This is a genomic window from Salinithrix halophila (assembly GCF_042650125.1).
Taxonomy (GTDB): Bacteria; Bacillota; Bacilli; order Thermoactinomycetales; family DSM-45169; genus Salinithrix; species Salinithrix halophila.
The window spans coordinates 558,741-575,944 of the sequence record NZ_JBHSAP010000018.1 but is presented as its reverse complement, the minus strand read 5'-3'; the positions used below and the strand labels follow the sequence as shown (position 1 = coordinate 575,944).

Annotated in this window: 17 protein-coding genes; 13 read left to right on the top strand and 4 right to left on the bottom strand. The window is 53.1% G+C overall.

Annotated elements, in window-relative coordinates:
* Nucleotides 1-413 precede the first annotated feature (413 nt).
* The gene (locus tag ACFOUO_RS15905; RefSeq protein WP_380706118.1) at nucleotides 414-1,103 is read left to right on the top strand and encodes a Crp/Fnr family transcriptional regulator; all 690 of its coding nucleotides are present in this window, start codon (nucleotides 414-416) and stop codon (nucleotides 1,101-1,103) included.
* Between the two features lie 103 nt (nucleotides 1,104-1,206).
* Here ACFOUO_RS15905 and ACFOUO_RS15900 read toward each other — a convergent pair whose 3' ends face one another.
* Nucleotides 1,207-1,614 (bottom strand): DUF6789 family protein, encoded by a 408-nt coding sequence (locus ACFOUO_RS15900; RefSeq protein WP_380706117.1) that lies wholly within the window; start codon nucleotides 1,612-1,614, stop codon nucleotides 1,207-1,209.
* A 301-nt stretch (nucleotides 1,615-1,915) separates the two neighbouring features.
* On the opposite strand from ACFOUO_RS15900, the gene ACFOUO_RS15895 reads away from it, so the two are divergent.
* The 8 genes from ACFOUO_RS15895 (at nucleotide 1,916) to ACFOUO_RS15860 (ending at nucleotide 8,237) form a co-directional block, all read left to right on the top strand.
* A complete protein-coding gene (locus ACFOUO_RS15895) occupies nucleotides 1,916-2,707 on the top strand; it encodes a cyclase family protein (protein WP_380706276.1) in 792 nt (263 codons plus the stop codon).
* 23 nt (nucleotides 2,708-2,730) lie between these two features.
* A complete protein-coding gene (locus tag ACFOUO_RS15890) occupies nucleotides 2,731-3,135 on the top strand; it encodes a DUF4288 domain-containing protein (protein WP_380706116.1) in 405 nt (134 codons plus the stop codon).
* A 464-nt stretch (nucleotides 3,136-3,599) separates the two neighbouring features.
* Nucleotides 3,600-3,890: a hypothetical protein gene (locus tag ACFOUO_RS15885; RefSeq protein WP_380706115.1), complete on the top strand. Its 291-nt coding sequence runs from the start codon at nucleotides 3,600-3,602 to the stop codon at nucleotides 3,888-3,890.
* 251 nt (nucleotides 3,891-4,141) lie between these two features.
* Complete coding sequence (locus ACFOUO_RS15880; protein ID WP_380706114.1) at nucleotides 4,142-5,152, top strand: glycoside hydrolase family 15 protein; 1,011 nt, start codon at nucleotides 4,142-4,144, stop codon at nucleotides 5,150-5,152.
* Between the two features lie 361 nt (nucleotides 5,153-5,513).
* Entirely contained in the window at nucleotides 5,514-6,014 is a 501-nt protein-coding gene (gene mobB, locus ACFOUO_RS15875; RefSeq protein WP_380706113.1) for a molybdopterin-guanine dinucleotide biosynthesis protein B, read from the top strand.
* Between the two features lie 15 nt (nucleotides 6,015-6,029).
* Complete coding sequence (locus tag ACFOUO_RS15870) at nucleotides 6,030-6,221, top strand: hypothetical protein (RefSeq protein ID WP_380706112.1); 192 nt, start codon at nucleotides 6,030-6,032, stop codon at nucleotides 6,219-6,221.
* Nucleotides 6,222-6,400: 179 nt separating this feature from the next.
* Entirely contained in the window at nucleotides 6,401-7,558 is a 1,158-nt protein-coding gene (locus tag ACFOUO_RS15865) for a homogentisate 1,2-dioxygenase (RefSeq protein ID WP_380706111.1), read from the top strand.
* A gap of 34 nt (nucleotides 7,559-7,592) precedes the next feature.
* Nucleotides 7,593-8,237 (top strand): flavin reductase family protein, encoded by a 645-nt coding sequence (locus ACFOUO_RS15860; protein ID WP_380706110.1) that lies wholly within the window; start codon nucleotides 7,593-7,595, stop codon nucleotides 8,235-8,237.
* A 63-nt stretch (nucleotides 8,238-8,300) separates the two neighbouring features.
* On the opposite strand, the gene ACFOUO_RS15855 is transcribed toward ACFOUO_RS15860, so the two are convergent.
* The 3 genes from ACFOUO_RS15855 to ACFOUO_RS15845 form a co-directional block, all read right to left on the bottom strand.
* Nucleotides 8,301-8,876 carry a YdcF family protein gene (locus tag ACFOUO_RS15855; RefSeq protein WP_380706109.1) on the bottom strand — a complete coding sequence of 192 codons (576 nt, stop codon included), beginning with the start codon at nucleotides 8,874-8,876 and terminating at the stop codon, nucleotides 8,301-8,303.
* A gap of 74 nt (nucleotides 8,877-8,950) precedes the next feature.
* Complete coding sequence (locus ACFOUO_RS15850; protein WP_380706108.1) at nucleotides 8,951-9,307, bottom strand: fluoride efflux transporter FluC; 357 nt, start codon at nucleotides 9,305-9,307, stop codon at nucleotides 8,951-8,953.
* Entirely contained in the window at nucleotides 9,304-9,702 is a 399-nt protein-coding gene (locus ACFOUO_RS15845) for a fluoride efflux transporter FluC (protein WP_380706107.1), read from the bottom strand. The genes ACFOUO_RS15850 and ACFOUO_RS15845 overlap by 4 nt, the downstream gene beginning before the upstream one ends.
* A gap of 293 nt (nucleotides 9,703-9,995) precedes the next feature.
* On the opposite strand from ACFOUO_RS15845, the gene ACFOUO_RS15840 reads away from it, so the two are divergent.
* The 4 genes from ACFOUO_RS15840 to ACFOUO_RS15825 all read left to right on the top strand — a co-directional run bounded on the left by ACFOUO_RS15840 (nucleotide 9,996) and on the right by ACFOUO_RS15825 (nucleotide 17,188).
* A complete protein-coding gene (locus ACFOUO_RS15840; RefSeq protein ID WP_380706106.1) occupies nucleotides 9,996-10,940 on the top strand; it encodes a hypothetical protein in 945 nt (314 codons plus the stop codon).
* 170 nt (nucleotides 10,941-11,110) lie between these two features.
* Nucleotides 11,111-13,978 carry a D-alanyl-D-alanine carboxypeptidase/D-alanyl-D-alanine endopeptidase gene (gene dacB / locus ACFOUO_RS15835; protein WP_380706105.1) on the top strand — a complete coding sequence of 956 codons (2,868 nt, stop codon included), beginning with the start codon at nucleotides 11,111-11,113 and terminating at the stop codon, nucleotides 13,976-13,978.
* Between the two features lie 33 nt (nucleotides 13,979-14,011).
* The gene (locus tag ACFOUO_RS15830; RefSeq protein WP_380706104.1) at nucleotides 14,012-15,508 is read left to right on the top strand and encodes a family 10 glycosylhydrolase; all 1,497 of its coding nucleotides are present in this window, start codon (nucleotides 14,012-14,014) and stop codon (nucleotides 15,506-15,508) included.
* 363 nt (nucleotides 15,509-15,871) lie between these two features.
* Nucleotides 15,872-17,188 carry an anti-phage deoxyguanosine triphosphatase gene (locus tag ACFOUO_RS15825; protein WP_380706103.1) on the top strand — a complete coding sequence of 439 codons (1,317 nt, stop codon included), beginning with the start codon at nucleotides 15,872-15,874 and terminating at the stop codon, nucleotides 17,186-17,188.
* Nucleotides 17,189-17,204 lie beyond the last annotated feature (16 nt).

The window sequence follows — 17,204 nt, the reverse complement described above, 5'->3', positions numbered from 1 at the left end:
AGTCTGACTTCTCTGTTTTATTGGCGTTTCAATCGGGATTATCTAGTAAAGGGGATCTCTTTTTTTCGACTTAGTGATCCGTGAGAATCTTAACTTGTGACCTACCATACAGATTGTTGGGGGAATCGAGGTACAATGGAGATATCCAATCCGTGTGAGGCGAGCTCTATGAATCCGTGTGTTCTACTATTGACCCATTCCGGTTGTCCCGGGGGTCGCCGGGCCAAACGTCATTTTGAGAGACACCAGATACCTTATCAAGAGATTCCATGGGAGGAGCTTGATTCTGGCCTTTGGACACGGCTGAACATCCGGGTTGTGGTCAGTCCCATGATTCTGGTCAAAGGAGAGGCTTTGCAGGGGTTTGATCCCGAAGAATTTCAACGAATCTACGATTCAAAGGAGCCACGTCCATGAACAAGTTATGGTATTTGTCTCAAATCAACATTATGGAAGAACTAACCATGGAGGATTTGCAGGAAATCGATCGGAGGGCTCCCATGTCGGAAACGTCAAAGGGGACAGTGATTTCTTCTCCGGAACGTCCCCAACGTTCCCTGTACTTGCTGAAAAAAGGAAAAGTACGCCTGTACAAATTAAATCGGGAAGGCAAAGAGTTTACGCTGGGAATCCTGGGGAGCGGAAATTTTTTTGGAGAGGTGGAGTCCTTTTCCACTGGAACACAAGATACCTATGTGGAGACCATGGAAGATTCCCTCCTTTGTGTCCTGAACCGGAAAGATTTTGAGGAGTTCATGAGAGAACGTCCTCAGTTGGCGATCAAGATGGTCCAAGTGATGACGCAACGTTTACGGGAAGCGGAAGAAATGTTGGAAACCATGGCTTACGGGTCCGTGGAAAAACGTTTACTGCATCTGTTATCCAAACTGGCCCCCAATTTCGGGACAAAGAAGGGCGAGTATATGGAATTTGATTTGCGCTTAAGTCATCAAGATTTGGCGGCGATGATCGGGGCGACCCGCGAAACGGTGAGCGCCACGATCTCCAATTTAACTCGGCAGGGCGTCATCGCAAAGAGTAGCAACAAAAAAATGATCCGAATCCACATAGAGAAAATGAGGGAAGCTATCGATTTTGGCTAAATGTATGATTCCTTCGGGTAAGGCCGGTAAAATCAAGCGGGCCTTTTCTTTATGCTCAATAAAAATGAGCCGGTGTCATCCCGGCTCGGGTCGTCTATGGGGGTCACTGGGCCAATTGACGCTTTTGTATGCCACCATATACAGTGCCGGTGATCAGTCCGTAAATCAGATGCCCCATCATGCTCATCATGCTATCCATGTTCATCGGGAAAGGAGGCATTCCCATCATCATCGGCATGAGAATAAAGGGAAACAATACCCAGAGACCGAAACCGAAAATCAAGCCCGAAATCAGAGCGGAGCCTTTAAATAAGCTCGCAAATAGGGTAAAGGCTAGGCCGAAGATGAAGCTGATCATCATATGAACGGCAAAACCGACTACAGATGATTGGCTTCCGACCATTCCGGCGATCATTGGAAGCATCCCCATCATAGCCATCATTATTCCAAACACGATCCCACCAGTCAGACTTCCAAGGATACCCGCTTTCCAGTGAAAAGAACGTTTCAATGTTACTTCCACCTCCATATCGAGTTGACCTTATTAAAACAGTTTTGGAAGATGGAATCTGTAAACTTCCTTACAATCATGGTCATTGGATCCCCATAAACCGTTTCGCTCTGAAAGGATTAGTACTTACTAACAAATAGTCCATTCAACGGTTTATCATCATTCAAAGGCTTGTTGTACTGGTGAATAGAAGTTTATGATTGGATTATCGCCTAAAACGGTGTGATGAACTTGAACGATTGTATCTATAAAACTAGAAATCTCGTTATGATCCATAGAGATGGAGGTGTCATAAACCTTGGTGAAAGAAACCTTTGAACGAAACGGGAAACAAACGACACTCATTGATTTAAGCGACCGATTGGGCAATGATTCTACACCTTATGAGGTCAATGCCCATCAAATCCAATATTCGGATCATCGACAAGGGGTTCATTTAACGGAGAAGTTTTTGGGACTTGGAGCCGAGTATTTCCCTAAGGGGATGGCTTGGGCGACCGAGGAACTGACAATTAGCACCCATTCGTCTACCCATATCGATGCTCCGTATCACTATGGACCGGAGACAAATGGGATGCCCGCGAGAACCATCGATCAGGTTCCCCTTCAGTGGTGCTATGGGGATGGGATTCTCCTTGACATGAGGCATAAACAAATCGGAGACGGGATTTCTGAAATCGATATCCAGCAGGAACTCGAACGGATCGATTATGTCTTGAAGCCCTTTGACATTGTTTTGGTACATACAGGAGCGTCGCAGTATTTTGGAACCCCCAATTACTTTACTAAACAGCCTGGTCTGTTGCGATCGGCAACGGAATGGTTGGTAGATCGAGGCATAAGGCTGATCGGCATCGATGCTTGGGGATTAGATCGCCCATTTGATAGGATGGCCGAAGATGCGAAAAAGGGAAAGGGTCAATTTTGGGAGGCCCACTTACTGGGGCGAGAGAAGGAATATTGCCAGATTGAAAAGCTATGCAACCTGGAGCAAATACCCAAACCGTTCGGGTTTACCGTCTCTGCTTTTCCGATCAATATCAAAGATGCCAGTGCAGGTTGGAGCAGGGTCGTGGCGATTATGGAGGAGTGAGTATGAAAAGGGAGTTTTAACCTTTGGATAAAGAAACGAAAACCCATTGGTACGAAGTAAAGGTGTTGTTTGAGTCGATTCACACGGGCGAGCCGCTTCCTGATAACATGGATGAACACGACTCTGATCCCGACCTGAAGCTTTATGAAGAAAGCATCCTGTTGGTTCGAGCCGGTCATATCGATAGCGCTTGCAAAATAGCAGAAGAAAAGGCGAAAGAAGAGGAAATCGAATACTTAAACGCCTATGGTGAATGTGTTAAAAAGAAATATATGAGTACCGTGGATGCTTTCGAACTTTTTGACTCAGAAATCGTATCTGGGGTGGAGGTTTATTCCAGATTTATTCACGCCAAAAAAGGCGACACAGCTTCGGAGATTATCAAAAGGTATTATCCTGAAGTTCTTGACAACGGAAAGTCTGAATAGATTCGAATTTGGGAGTTCCGATCATGGTAGTAGCTAAAAACGGTTGGCCACACTGCCCTTCAGGGAGAGGGTGAGTTTATGGAGCTTGATCGCGAAGGCGGCTGGTGTTTTGGCCCAAGCATTAGTCTTCTATTGCGTATCGGGCACTCAAAAAAGAGGGTACTCGCCCTCGTGGCAAAGGTGTGCGGGCAACCCGTGTCCGTTTTGTCTGCGGAGCTATCCGGCGGTAGGGGTGAAACCCTGCCGCCGTTTTTATTTCTATCAAAAGAAAACTATGGGCATACTTTGGCTGCCCAGACAAAAGGGTTGCCAGTTGCAGGGCGAATCTATGGGGGCTATAATGATTGCCAGCCGAGCAGTAAGAGAAAGAGGGAATTGTCCAGAGAATTCGGTAGGAGGGCAAGATTCGCCAGGGCCTGAAAATGAGCAAGAATGACGAATAAACTAATAGGGGGGGCATTGGCATGGAAATTACCTGTAAACTGTGCGAATCTACCAACGTTTTTCACCTTCGTTCTCCGAAACACGGTAAGAACCATCACCTGTACTGTTGTCACCAGTGTGGAGGATATACGAAGGTCGACCGTTGGAAGCATATCCAGGCGAAGGAAGCGAAGAAAGCTGCGAAGATAGCCGCCAAGGAGCAGAAAAAAGCAGAAAAGAAAGCGGAACGTAAGCGTCCGTTAACAACCAAGGAGAAAGCAATAGCCGCAATTGCACTTATCATTGTTTTGGTCGGATGGTTGACGAATTGAGGCCTATGGTAACAAAAAAAGGGCGTTCATGGGTATAACATACAACAAGCACCCCTAGATAAGGGGTGTTTGTTTGTCTACGTTTTGACGAGGGAAATTGAAGGTTGTCTGAAGAGTGACCATGTGTCTCGATGATCAGGAGGGAGGAGTGCGGGTTTTTGTGACAGGCAGCCCCTTCGCTACGTATAAAGATAATAACCGGTTGGAAACCCTTTTCATCCGTCGATAATGGAAGGGAAAGGAAGGGTACCATGAACCGATGGAGCGAAGTCTTGGATACGATGCGTATCGAAAACGGCGCCTATATCGCGAGTCCTTCCCGGGATTATTCCTATGTCTGGATCCGAGATGTGTGCTATACGGTCCTGCCCTATCTCGGCACCCCTTGCGATCGCTACGAAAGAGCTTATCACGCACTCTTGGACTTATTTCGCCGTTATGAGTGGAAAATTGATATTCATACCCGGAAGAAACCGGTCTATCTTTATGAATACATCCATGCCCGTTATACCCAAAAACTCACGGAACTGGACCAGCCCTGGGGGCACGCGCAAAATGATGCCATCGGCCTTTTCTTGTGGGGGGTGGCGGAAGGAGTGCGCCGCGGCAAACGGATCTTACGGGACGAAAAAGACCGGGAGATCTGTGAGAAGCTCGTCCGCTATCTCGCCTGTCTGGAGTATTGGGACCACGCGGATAACGGGATGTGGGAGGAGAATATGGAGGTGCATGCCTCCAGTATCGGCGCCTGTGTCGCTGGGCTTACTGCCGCCCGTCTTCTGGTGGAAGTGCCGGAGGGTCTGATCCGTAAAGGGGAAAAGTCTTTAGGATTGCTGCTTCCCCGGGAGAGTGTCACCAAGGAGTCGGATCTGGCCTTGCTCTCCCTGATCTATCCGTACCAAATCGTTCCCCGGACCGTTGCGCAACAGATTCTTTCCCATGCGGAAGCCCGGTTGGAGCGCACCTATGGCCTTATCCGCTATAAAGGGGATCGGTATTACAATGAAGGGGCGGAGGCCGAATGGTGCTTCGGCTTCCCGTGGATGGGTCTTTGTTACACACTGCTTGGGGACGATACAGAGGCGGAGAAGTATTGGGCGAAGACGCAATCGATCCTGCCCCCAGATCATCATCTCCCCGAACTCTACATCGGGGGTACGGATCAGCCGAATGGAAACACTCCTCTCGCTTGGGCCGTCGCCATGGCCTGGCTTCTGGAACAGCGCATTCCCTCTTCCCAGGCCGGCGAACGGGCGGAATAGGTGGGTGCCCCTCCATGGAAGGGGTGAGGTTATTGACAAAGTCCTTCCGTACCGCAAGGTGGGCCGGTTTCCGGTGAAGCGCCTGTTGGCCGACCACCCAGCGGAGTGTCTGGAGGCTCCAACCGTTTTGCGGCCACACACGTTTTTCCTTTGGCCGCTGGTTGGAGCCGGAGGGCACGGAGCGGACAGACCCTACATCTTTGGGAGGAACATCTGGCGCGGAATCGGAAATCCGGCTCCCCACCCAACATCGGTTTGTCAGCAGTCTCGCCCCCTCACAGGAGGGGTTTTTCATTGCTCTCTCCCCTGGTTTTCGATAGGGTAGAGAAAAGAGATCCTTTGAAAAGGAGCGAACAGCGCCTTGTCCCATAACCACCCCCCCGTGCTGCAGATTGTCGGACACGCCAATTCAGGCAAAACGACCTTGATCACCGCTCTTATTAACCATCTCACCGGGTGGGGCTATCAGATCGGTACCGTCAAGCACCATGCTAAAGACCTGGAGATGGACGTCCCGGGGAAGGATTCCTGGCTCCACCGGCAGGCGGGAGCCTCCCCCGTTACCCTCATTACCGGGAATCAGGCGGCTGTTTTTTATCCAACCCCTCCATCGCTGGACCTCCTTCTGGAACACTACCAGGAAACGGATTTGGTGTTGGTCGAAGGATTTAAAAGGGCCCCCTTTCCCAAATGGGCGGTGTTAAAGGATGGGGAGGATCCTTCCTGGGCGAAGGAGCTGGTCGGTCTCCGAGCGGTGGTGAGCCCAAAGAAGACGAAAGGATGGCCGGTGCCGAGCTATCGGTTGAACGAGACGAAAGCGATGGCGGAAGCCGTCCGACGTTTTATTAACGAAAATGGGTAAAAAGGAGTACAGCGGGTGATACTGGGAGCGGAGGTGATGGGAATGAAAGAGAACCATCGTCCGGTCCGGCAACAGGCCCCCGACGTGGCCCCTGGTATGACGGAGGAAGCCCTGGATGCCGAAGCGACGGAAGAGGAAGTCCATCGGGGGGATTATACCGAGGTGACCAAACTGGAACCTGCCCCCCGGTATGACCGGAACGACTGACCGGTTTACGGCCCGCAACAGCGGGCTTTTTTACGCCCCGGCACAGACGCCCCAAAGCGGTGAAGGGAAGAAGGAAAACAAGTATTCCGAACCTTGCCGCCCGCCGTGAAAGTGTCTCAATTTTTGTTACAATGTGAATAAGAAAGCCCTTTCAATTTCACGGCAGGGGGAGAGTGTATATGCCCTTTTATCATCGGATGGGAAAAATTCCGCGCAAGCGGCATATCCAGTTCCGTAAGGAGGATGGGAGTCTGTATCGGGAGGAAGTGATGGGGACAAAGGGCTTTTCCGGGATTCAGTCCATCCTTTATCACCATCATCCCCCGACACGAGTAAGCCGGGTGGGAAAGGTTCGAGAGTGGATGCCTGCTCTGGAGGAACCTGGGCCCAATCGGCATCGACACGTGCAGACGTTTGAAGCTGGGCTGGGGGGAGACCCGATCGACGGACGTGTCCATCTGCTAACGAACGAAGACGTGACGATTGGGGTGTGTAACCCGACAGAACCGATGGACTATTTTTTTCGTAACAGTGATGGGGATGAGGTACTTTTCGTTCATGAAGGGGAGGGGGAGCTTCAGTCGGTTTTTGGGACGCTTCCTTACCGGGCGGGGGATTATCTTGTGATCCCTGTAGGGGCCACCTATCGCCTGGAGATGAAGAGCGAGCGGAGTCGTTTTCTGGTCATTGAATCGACGGGGGAGATTGTGCCGCCGAAACGATACCGAAATGAACACGGGCAGTTGATGGAGCATAGCCCATTCTGCGAGCGGGACATTCGCGTTCCCGAACGGCTGGATACCCGGGCGGAAGAGGGGAGTTTCGAGGTGCGGGTGAAGGCCCACCATCGGTTGAATACGTATTTCTACGACTTCCATCCCTTTGATGTGGTGGGATGGGACGGGTATCTGTATCCGTACATTTTCAATGTGGAGGACTTCGAACCGATCACGGGCCGGATCCACCAGCCGCCGCCGGTTCACCAGACCTTCGCCGGTCCCAACTTCGTCATCTGTTCCTTTGTTCCGCGGCTTTACGATTATCACCCCGAGGCGATTCCCGCTCCCTACTGGCATAGCAATGTTCACTCCGATGAAGTTCTCTATTATGTGAAGGGCCATTTTATGAGCCGCAAAGGAAATGTCAAGGAGGGTTCCATCACTCTTCATCCCAGCGGACTGCCTCATGGCCCCCACCCTGGAAAAGCGGAAGCCAGCATCGGGAAAAAAGGGACGGAAGAACTGGCGGTGATGATCGACACTTTCCGCCCCCTGCGGGTGACCCAAGAAGCTTTGAATCTGGAGGATACTGGGTATATAACCAGTTGGTTGGACTAGGCTTACCCTATGTTTGTAAAGAGGGGGGACTCCCATGGAAATCGATCCGTCAGTACAGGAGAAACAAGCTAATTACAAGCTTTTGATCGGAAGCATCCTGCCCCGTCCCATCGCCTTCGTCACTTCACTGGCGGAAGACGGAACCGTCAACGCCGCCCCCTTCAGTTTTTTTACCGTCGTTAGCACCGATCCGCCGATGGTGTCCGTGACGGTCAATCGGAAACCCGGGGGTGTCCGAAAAGATACCGCTCGTAACATCGCGGCTACGAAGGAATTTGTGATCCAAGTGGTCGATGGGGAAAACGTAGAGCGGGTGAACCAGACATCGACGGAATTTCCCCCGGAGGTTAGCGAGGCGGATGCCGTGGGTTTTACCCTGGAGCCGGGGAAAAAAGTGAAGGTGCCCCGTATAGCCCAGACGAAGGTGCAGATGGAGTGTCGCCTCCATGATATCCGTTCTATGGGGGGGACCGCTAATGTTCCCAACAGCGATGTGATCATCGGAGAAGTCGTCCTTTTTCACGTGCGGGATGACCTCTATGAAAAAGGGCGGATCAACACTCGAGCCCTCGACCCTCTCGGCCGCCTCGCTGGAACGGCTTACGGGACGGTCGGGGACATCTTTTCCATGCCCCGCCTCAGTGTGGAGGAATGGGAGGAGAAATATGGCTCATCCTGAAAGCCGAAAACCCCCGGCTATGCCGGGGGTTTTCTTCGTTTTTCCTGGAGAAAGAGTGTGTAGTTATCGGTCTACCATCCTCCATTTAATGATGGCGAGGCATTCCCGAGATTTATAAAACGGGGTGAACAGAACCCGGGAGTGGACGGGGGCGGGCTTTGCCCGGATTCCTGCCTGCTTAGCGTAGGCAAGGGACCGGAACAGGTGGTAATCATGGGTGACGAGATAAACCTGATCGATATTATTTTTGCGTAACAAGCGCTTGGAAAAGAACAGATTTTCTTTTGTTCTTGTAGATTGTTCTTCCAACAATAAGTGATCGGGCTTAACCCCCTGTTGAACCAGATACCGCTTCATCCCTTCCGCTTCGGAAAGGCCGCTTTTTCCTACCCCGCCGGATAATACGAGCCATTGTACCTGATCTCGCCGGTAGAGTTGGAGGGCCATATCTAACCGTTCCTTCAAGGCGGGACTTGGTTTTCCCTCCCACAGAGCAGCACCCAATATCAGAGCAGCATCACTCGGCTTCGTACTGACCGATACATCGTCGTAGAGGGAAGCCCGGGACCAAAAAGGAGCCATGAGCAGGATTCCTGCCAAAAAGCCGACCAACACCGCATACAAAAGCCGTTTCTGCAAACCTAACAACCCCCACCTTGAATTAGGCCGAACCCCTCTAATATATCAGAGGTTGGTGTAGATCCGTAGATCGGTTAGGAATTGCCCGCCCAAAAGCCGACAAGGGCGAGCAGAATCCCCACCGTGTAAGTGAGGGCGAGATAGAGGAAGAACTGGCCCCATCGCTTTTCCTGTCCATAACCATGGAGTTCCCAGTGAAGGGTAGAAAAGGTGGTAAAGGAGCCCATGAAGCCGGTTCCGGCGAGGAGGAGGGTATTCGTACCCCAGTGGGCGCCTGTCATCCAGCCGAGGAGGAAGGAGCCGACAAGGTTGACGGTCAGGGTTCCCCAAGGGAGGTGGCTCGTTCTCCGGTTGAGGTAGCAGCTGAGGAGGAAGCGGCAGATTGCCCCGAGGAAGCCGCCGAAAGCGACGCTGAGCAAGGATAAGGTCATCGGCTGTCCGCTCCTTCCGAGGAGGCGCGGCGGGAACCCAGACGCCAACCGATCCAGGCGAAGAAGAAACCACCCCAGATACTGGCCAGGATATAGAGGAGGGCGCCTGCCACCCGTCCAGTGATCGCCATTTCAACGGTTTCCACACTAAAGGTGGAAAAGGTGGTAAAGGAGCCGATCAGTCCGGCTCCGACAGCATTTCGGAGGGAGGGGGATAGGTGGAGCATTTCCCCTCCCCGCCGGTTGAACCAGCTGAGGGCGAGACAACCCGCCCAATTGGCGGCTAAGGTGCCGAATGGAAAACAATCTCCCGCCGCCTGCTGAAGGCCTATCCCTGTCCCATAGCGCAAAAGCGCTCCGATCATACCAGCGATTCCAATGAGGAAAATCTGCATGGTGAACTCCTTTTGACATAGAGCGCCTTCCCGGCAAGCCGGGAAGGCTTATTCTGTTTCAGTCTAACCAAGGCGGTAAAACCCGTCAAATTGCTTGGAAACCATACCAAGCAGATTTTTTTGCATTCAGGGTAAAAAAGCCTTGTCAAGAAGAGAGGTTGTGTGTATTATATAACAAAAGAACAAATTAGCGATCTGTACTAATACAATCCATTCCAGCAATCGAGCCGGATAGAGGACCGGAAAGGGGAAAATCCCGGCAATCCGGAACACACAAAAAGGAGCGATGTGGGATGATGGAGCGAAACAGCCTGCGTTATCGGGGAATCTATACCAAGGTGCCGGGAGACCCGTCCCGGTGGCGGCATTGGGAACGGATGGGGCATGTTCTCAAAGAAGATACTCGGCTGAAAAACGGTGGGCGGCTTCCCGAACGATTAATCTGTACGGAAGGGGAGCGGGAATTCCCGCGGATGTTCCAACTCCTGGAGGAAGGCGGAACCATCGGATTCCGGGGTTCCATGTCCGGTTTCCATATGACATTCCTTGGGAAAGGAGCTGCCTTGCGACCGGAGAGAATGCTGGAACGGGCGGATTTCCGCCGGGGTGAGAAGGTTTTAGTCTACTATGGGATCGGTACAGACCGGGTGGATCGGGCAGGTCTCGAGATTATGGAGGCGATTGCTCGCGCCGGGGGGATGATGGTGGCAGCCGTTCGGACGGAGGAGCAACGGCTCTATCTGGAAGAACGGTATCGGGGGCTATTAGCTGGGGTTGCCAGCCTGGAAGGGATTGCCGAAGAAAAAGGCGATGCCTTCGATTGGCCCCAGGCGATGCCATGGCTGCCCGATCCGGATCGGAGTTGGAAGGAATGTGAGGAGCTCCTCACTTTGTATGAAAAACGGACCGTAAAGCCCTTTGCCCAGGCTGTCACCCGTTTCCTTCCCGAGGAGGATGCGGCTTTCGATCTCGTTTATGAACGGGCCCACCAGGATGCGCTGGGGGTAAGCACCTCCCTGGTCCGTCCCATCACCGGACGTGTCGTTTACGGGGAGGCGATGGAGGGGCGCCGATACAGTTTTTACGCTCCCCAGATCTGGATGGGAGGAAGAAGGGTGCTGATGCCAGCAGCGATCATTGACGGTAAGATACAGAACGCCGCTTCCTCTTCTGCCCATACCATGAAAAAAGAAGATCCCACCGGCAGGTATTTTTATCGGATACGGCAGACGGGATGAATCGGAGATAAAGGGAGAAAGACGCCTCCTGCTAAAGAGGCGTCTTTCTCCCTATCTGTATATTCGATATTTTTTATCAAACCGACGGGTTTCGCCACCTTTCACCCTTCGGGACTTGGTACGATGAAGGCGCGGATTGGTCCACATTCGATGAAAGGTGTGATGCCAGGGTGGTTGATTTTCGCCGTCGGTGGTTATCTGTGTGGCTGATTTTCCTATTGGTGGCCACTTTCCTTCCTGTATCTGCAAGAGCTGGATCTGCCTTTGATCCTGATGAGCGCTTGCAGCGAACACTTCTCCATGCTGTGGCAGCCATGGAGAAGAAACCGGAGACGGCCGGTATGTCGGTGGCTTTTGATGTTGTCTCCCTCAGGGACCAGCGGGTGGTTGCTTCCCGTTTGCCTGAAAAGGCGTTGGTGCCCGGGGCAGTCTCCAAGCTGTGGACAGCAGGGGCGGTATTGAATGCCTGGCCGGAAAGCCTGCGTTTCCCAACGGAGCTGTACACCGAAGGAGAGACTTTCCGGGGGGAGTTGCGAGGCGACATAGTCCTAAAGGGAAAAGGAGATCCGTCCCTGAGGATTTCAGATCTGGACAAGCTGGCACGTACCTTGAGAAGAAAAGGGATCCGCCGGGTAACCGGGAATGTGGTGGTGGATGATTCGTATTTTGATCAAATACCGCTGGGAACGAGCTGGATGTGGGATGAGGAGCCTTATCCAAAAAGCGCCCAGAATGGAGCCTTGTCGGTTGAGGGTAACACCGTCGACATTCGGGTGATGCCCGGTTGGCCGGGCCGAAAACCACGGGTGGCTGTCGCTCCGGTACCGGCGTATGTACAGGTGGTTAATCGAGCGGTTACTACCTTCGGTAGGGGGGAGTCGCTCTCGATTACCCGAACCCGGGCCAAAAACGAGATTGTGGTTACCGGCTCGATCGGTGTGGCACATCCAGCGGTCAAGGAACGACGCACGGTGAAAGATCCGGCTCTGTTTACCGGGACGGTGTTGAAGGAGCGGATGGAACGGGCGGGAATCCGTTTTTCCCGGGATACCCGGGTGATTAGAGGAGACGCCCCTGCCGGAGGGAGTCGAGTCGCCTGGACAAAATCCCCTATTCTAGGGGATCTCCTGAAAAAGATGGTCAAGCCGGGAGACAACCTGACTGCAGAGATGCTCCTGAAGCAATTGGGCGCTCGTGAAGGGGAGGAGGGTAGCGAAGAAGAGGGGCTCCGTGTTTTACGACGTTTCGCTGCGGAGAAGACAGGGGCTAGCGATACCTTCCAACCGAAGGACGGGTCGGGCTTTTCTCGGATGAGCGTGATGACACCTCGTCATTTGACCGGCTTGTTGTCGGCAATGGAAAGACACCAGGGCCGGGAACGATTTTTTTCCCTTTTATCCGACGTCGGTGAGGGACCCCTCACGGGTCGGATGGAGAGAACCCCCGCCGCGGGAAGATTGCGGGCCCTTGCTGTAGATATGGAGGGAGTGAGCGGACTTACCGGAATCGTAAAAACGTGTTCAGGGGAATCTTTCGCCTTTTCAGTGATGGTTAACGGGGTCGATCAGGAGGCGGCGGCGAATGTCTTGGAAGACCGGTTCGGAACAGCTCTTGCCTCTTATCCCAGCCTTGCGGACCCGGGTCCTCTGCCTAAGGAGAAAACTTATCCCCTTTCTGCCAAGCTGGATCCTCTTTTAGACAGCCCCGGCTATGAAGGCATCCTGACGGGGATGTCGGTTCGTTCTGTCGAAAACGGGGAGGAGTTGTATGAACGCAACGGGGGGGCGAGGCTTACACCGGCCTCCAATACCAAACTTTTCACCTCCGCCGCCGCTCTACACGCACTCGGCTCAGATTACCGTTTTCACACGCAGTTATTCGCCGCAGGAAGCCTGCAGAACGGGGTATTAAAAGGGGATCTCATCCTTCGGGGAAAGGGAGACCCTACCCTGGCTACCGAGGACTCCCTCCGGGTGCAGAAAGGTCCCACCCTTGAACAGATGGCCAGGGATCTGAAGGAGCGGGGGCTCCGCCGTATTGAGGGCAACGTGCGTGTAGATACCTCCGCCTTCAGTGATCCCGTATACGGCAGAGGCTGGGCTTGGGATAACGAAAGCGAATATTACCAGCCTCAGATCACGGCTCTCAACCTGAATCGAGGCACCGTCCGTTTCGATTATCAGCCTGGTGATAAAGAGGGGGACCCTGTGAAACTCTCGATGATTCCTGAAACGGCGTATGTCGATGTTGAGAAGGATGTGACGACGGGGCCTGCGGGTTCCAAAAACACGCTGAAGATCGAGCGAATCCGCGGAACCAACCACATCCGATTGACAGGAAGCCTTCCCTTGGATTTCAAAGGAGATTACACGCGAGTTCCGGTAGAAGAGCCGCACCGGTATGCCGGGACGGTCTTGAAAGAGGCCCTGCTCCGGGAAGGGATCGAAGTGACAAGCGATGATCCCCCCGAGGAAGGATGGGTTTCTCCTCGTGCCAAACAATTAGCCGATTACCCCTCTCCACCGCTGGGAGAGGTGGTTCAATACTTGAACAAGGTGAGTGACAACTTTTACGCCGAGATGATCCTGAAAACCTTGGGGCTGGAGAAGCGGGGGACGGGTACGGCAGCTGCCGGCCTGAAGGAAGTGGACGCCTACTTGAGGGGGATCGGGAAACAAGGAGCCTACCGGATGGAAGACGGGTCCGGGCTTACGCGATATAACGTGTTTTCCCCGCAACAGTTGGTTTCCCTGTTGGCCGTGCAGAAAGAGGAAGATCACTTTGATGCTTTTTACCATTCTCTTCCCGTCGCCGGTAAGGACGGAACGCTCCGCTCCCGGATGAAAGGCACTCCCGCTCAGGACAATTTGCGGGGGAAAACGGGCTCCCTCACCCATGTCAGTTCGTTGTCTGGGTATGTACGGTCGAAGGACGGAGAGCTTCTTGCTTACTCGATCGTGATGAACGGATATACGGAAAAATCGGAACGGGCCCTTCAAGATAAGATCGCGGTCGTATTGGCGGAATTCTCCAGATAGTCACAGGGAAATCCATGAGAAGGAGAGGACACGATGCGAAGAGTCTGGATCGGGTTCATAACCTTGCCTCTGCTGGCAGCGGCAGTTCCCCAAAGGGCTGCGGCGGAAGGGGAACCGGAAACGGAGTTCCGTGCTTACTGGGTGGATGCTTTTCATAACGGCTTTAAAACACCGGCTCAAGCAGATCAGCTGATCACCGATATCCGGAAATCAGGGGCCAATGCGGTGATTGTGCAGGTGAGGCGGCGGGGGGATGCTTATTTCAACAAAGCCCTGGAGCCTCGCACAGAAGATCCGGCTTTAGCCCCCGGGTTTGACGCGTTGGCGTATCTGATCGAAAAAGCCCATACCGCATCGCTACGGATCGAAGTCCATGCCTGGCTGGCGACGCTTCCGATCTGGAATTCGGCTACACCGCCCATTGCCAAGGAACATGTTTTCAATCGGCATGGTCCGACAGCTCAGGGCCGGGACTACTGGTTGATGGACCGGGTGGACGGGGTGAACCGGAGCGGGGCGGATTACCTATTGGACCCAGGGCACCCTGACGCGGTCGATTACACCGTGGAACAGTATCTAAACGTGGTCAGACGGTATCCGGTTGACGGCATTCATCTGGATCTGGTGCGGTATATGGGCCCCGAGTGGGGATATAACCCTGTCAGCCTGGAGCGGTTCCGGGAACAAACAGGGTTTTCGGGTACTCCCGATCCTCAGGACGAAATCTGGAAAGAGTGGCGCCGCCGGCAGGTGGATCACCTGATGCGAAAAGTCTATCTGAAAGCGATCGCCATCCGGCCGCAGGTGAAGGTCTCCGCTGCCGTCATCGCTTGGAGGCAAGGCCCTTCCTTCATGGAAGAGTATCGTAGATCCGCCCCTTATACGGAGGTGCTTCAGGACTGGAACGCGTGGTTGAAGGAAGGGATCATCGATCTGGCGATCCCCATGAACTATGATCGGGAGCATGTTCCGGACCAGAAGCGATGGTACGATCAATGGATCGGGTGGGAAAAGGACCATCAATATCACCGGCAAATTGTCGCTGGCCCCGGGATTTACCTTAATTCCATCGATGGAAGCCTCAATCAGATCAAACGAACGCGGGCGCCTTCAACGGCTGGGAATCGCTTGGCTGGTGTCGGTCTGTACAGTTATGCGGTCACCAATAAGGATAACGAATCCAGTGACCTTTTTTTCCGGCGTTTGAGAGAGACGCTTTTCCAGCTGCCCGCCGTCGTGCCCGAGATGCCCTGGAAAAACCGGCCTGAAAAAGGGTTTCTACGGGGAAAGGTTGTGAGTATCGCTGGGAATCCTCTCGACGGGGCCGAGATGGAGCTAAGGCATAAAGGGCGTAAGGTTCGCCTCACCGCTGATGGGAGTGGATTCTTCGGTACAGCAGAGTTGGAGCCGGGATTTTACACCCTCCGGTTGGATAAGCAGTGGGGATACACCCCGGTTCGTCCCTTGTTCATCCGTCCGGGAGGGAATACGGAGATAAAGGTGAGGGTGATCCCCATCCGCAACGATTAAAAAAAGAGGGCCGCCGATCGGTAATCCGATCGGCGGCTTCGTTTTGTATCAGAGATCCGTTTGGTGAAGAACCCAAACATTGGGATCCAAGTAGGTGCCTTGGTTCTTTTCCCGGTCGAGTTCGAATGCGGGCTGAAGAGCTCTGGGGACAATAAAATCACCGCTGGGCATGATGACCCGATTGCTCATGGAGGCATCTTTAGTCAGGTATTTTTTCTCCATCCCAGTATACGTTTTAATGGAAAAACAGGAAACCAACAATCCCCGGAGACCCGATGTTTGGGAAAAAAGAAGCAGAAAAAAGGTGCCGGGCTCTTCTAGTGAGAAATCCTAAACACGAATGAATAAGCGGGAGGGCTTATCATGTTGTTGAGCGATGAAGTGAACCCTTTTTACGGGGATGAAGACAGAGAACGTCGTTTTGGGGAATCATCACGCTCCCCATTGGATGTGCGGGACGCTTTTGAAAGGGATTATGGACGGATCATCCACAGTGCTGCCTTCCGTCGCCTTCAGTCTAAAAAGCAGGTGATTGGTATCGAGGTAGGAGATGTACACCGAACGCGCCTTACCCATTCCATGGAAGTAGCCCAAATTGCTCGGGGGATCGCCCTCTTTCTCAATCGCCGTTCAGAAATCCTGCCTCCGGGATGTAAAATCGACATTTCCTTGGTAGAAGCGGCAGCTCTGGCCCACGACCTTGGCCATCCTCCTTTTGGCCATGAGGGGGAACGTTCTTTGAACCGAATGATGGCCTTAGACGGGGGGTTTGAGGGGAATGCCCAGACGTTCCGTATACTCACCCGGTTGGAGGGGAGGAAGGGAGAAGGGCTCGATCTCACCCGGGGTTTGCTGTTGGCGGTGATGAAGTATCCGGTCCTGTACGAGGAGACTTTCGCTCACGCTGCTGCTCCGGATTCCCCTGAGCGTCCCCCCAAGGCCAGCGTTTACAGTAGTGACCGACTTGCTTTTGATTGGGTATTGGCTCCTTATGGAGAAGGGGAGAAAGAATTTCTCCTCAAAACTCTTCGGGAGTCGGAGGATTCCCCTTACCGGAGAACCCTCCACCACTCCTTTGAGTGTTCGATTATCGAACTGGCTGATGATATCGCCTATGCCACTCATGATCTGGAGGATGCCGTCAACCTCCATTTGGTGGAATTGGAGGAGCTAAAGGAGATTCTCCTAGCCCGGCCCTGGGGAGGAAAGTACGAGGAATTGGACCGGGCGTCGAGGGAAGCAGCCGGAATCCATCCCCGCCAAGATCTGTTCAAGCACCATTTGAAACAGGTTTTTGCTTTTCTTATCTCCGCTTTTGTCAACCACATACAAATCGATATCCAAGGAGAGGAATCCTTCTCCAACCGCTTCCGCTTCCGGGCTGTCCTGCCCCCGGAACTGGCGGAGTTGAATCTTCGCCTAAAATCCGTCGTCGAGGAAAGGGTGATTCATTCCCAGCCGGTTCAGGCCATGGCCTGGAAGGGAGATCGTGTTGTTCGTATGCTCTTTGAGGCCATGATGGAGGAGAGCAAACTTTTGCCGGAGAATGACCGCCGTCAAATCAGGGAGAATCCCCAGGATCGGGCTCGGATCGTCTGTGATTATATCGCTGGGATGACGGACCCCTACGCGCTCCGGATGCATGAACGCCTTTTTGGTACAGGACGGAGCAGTCTCTAACCCAGGATGCCCCCCT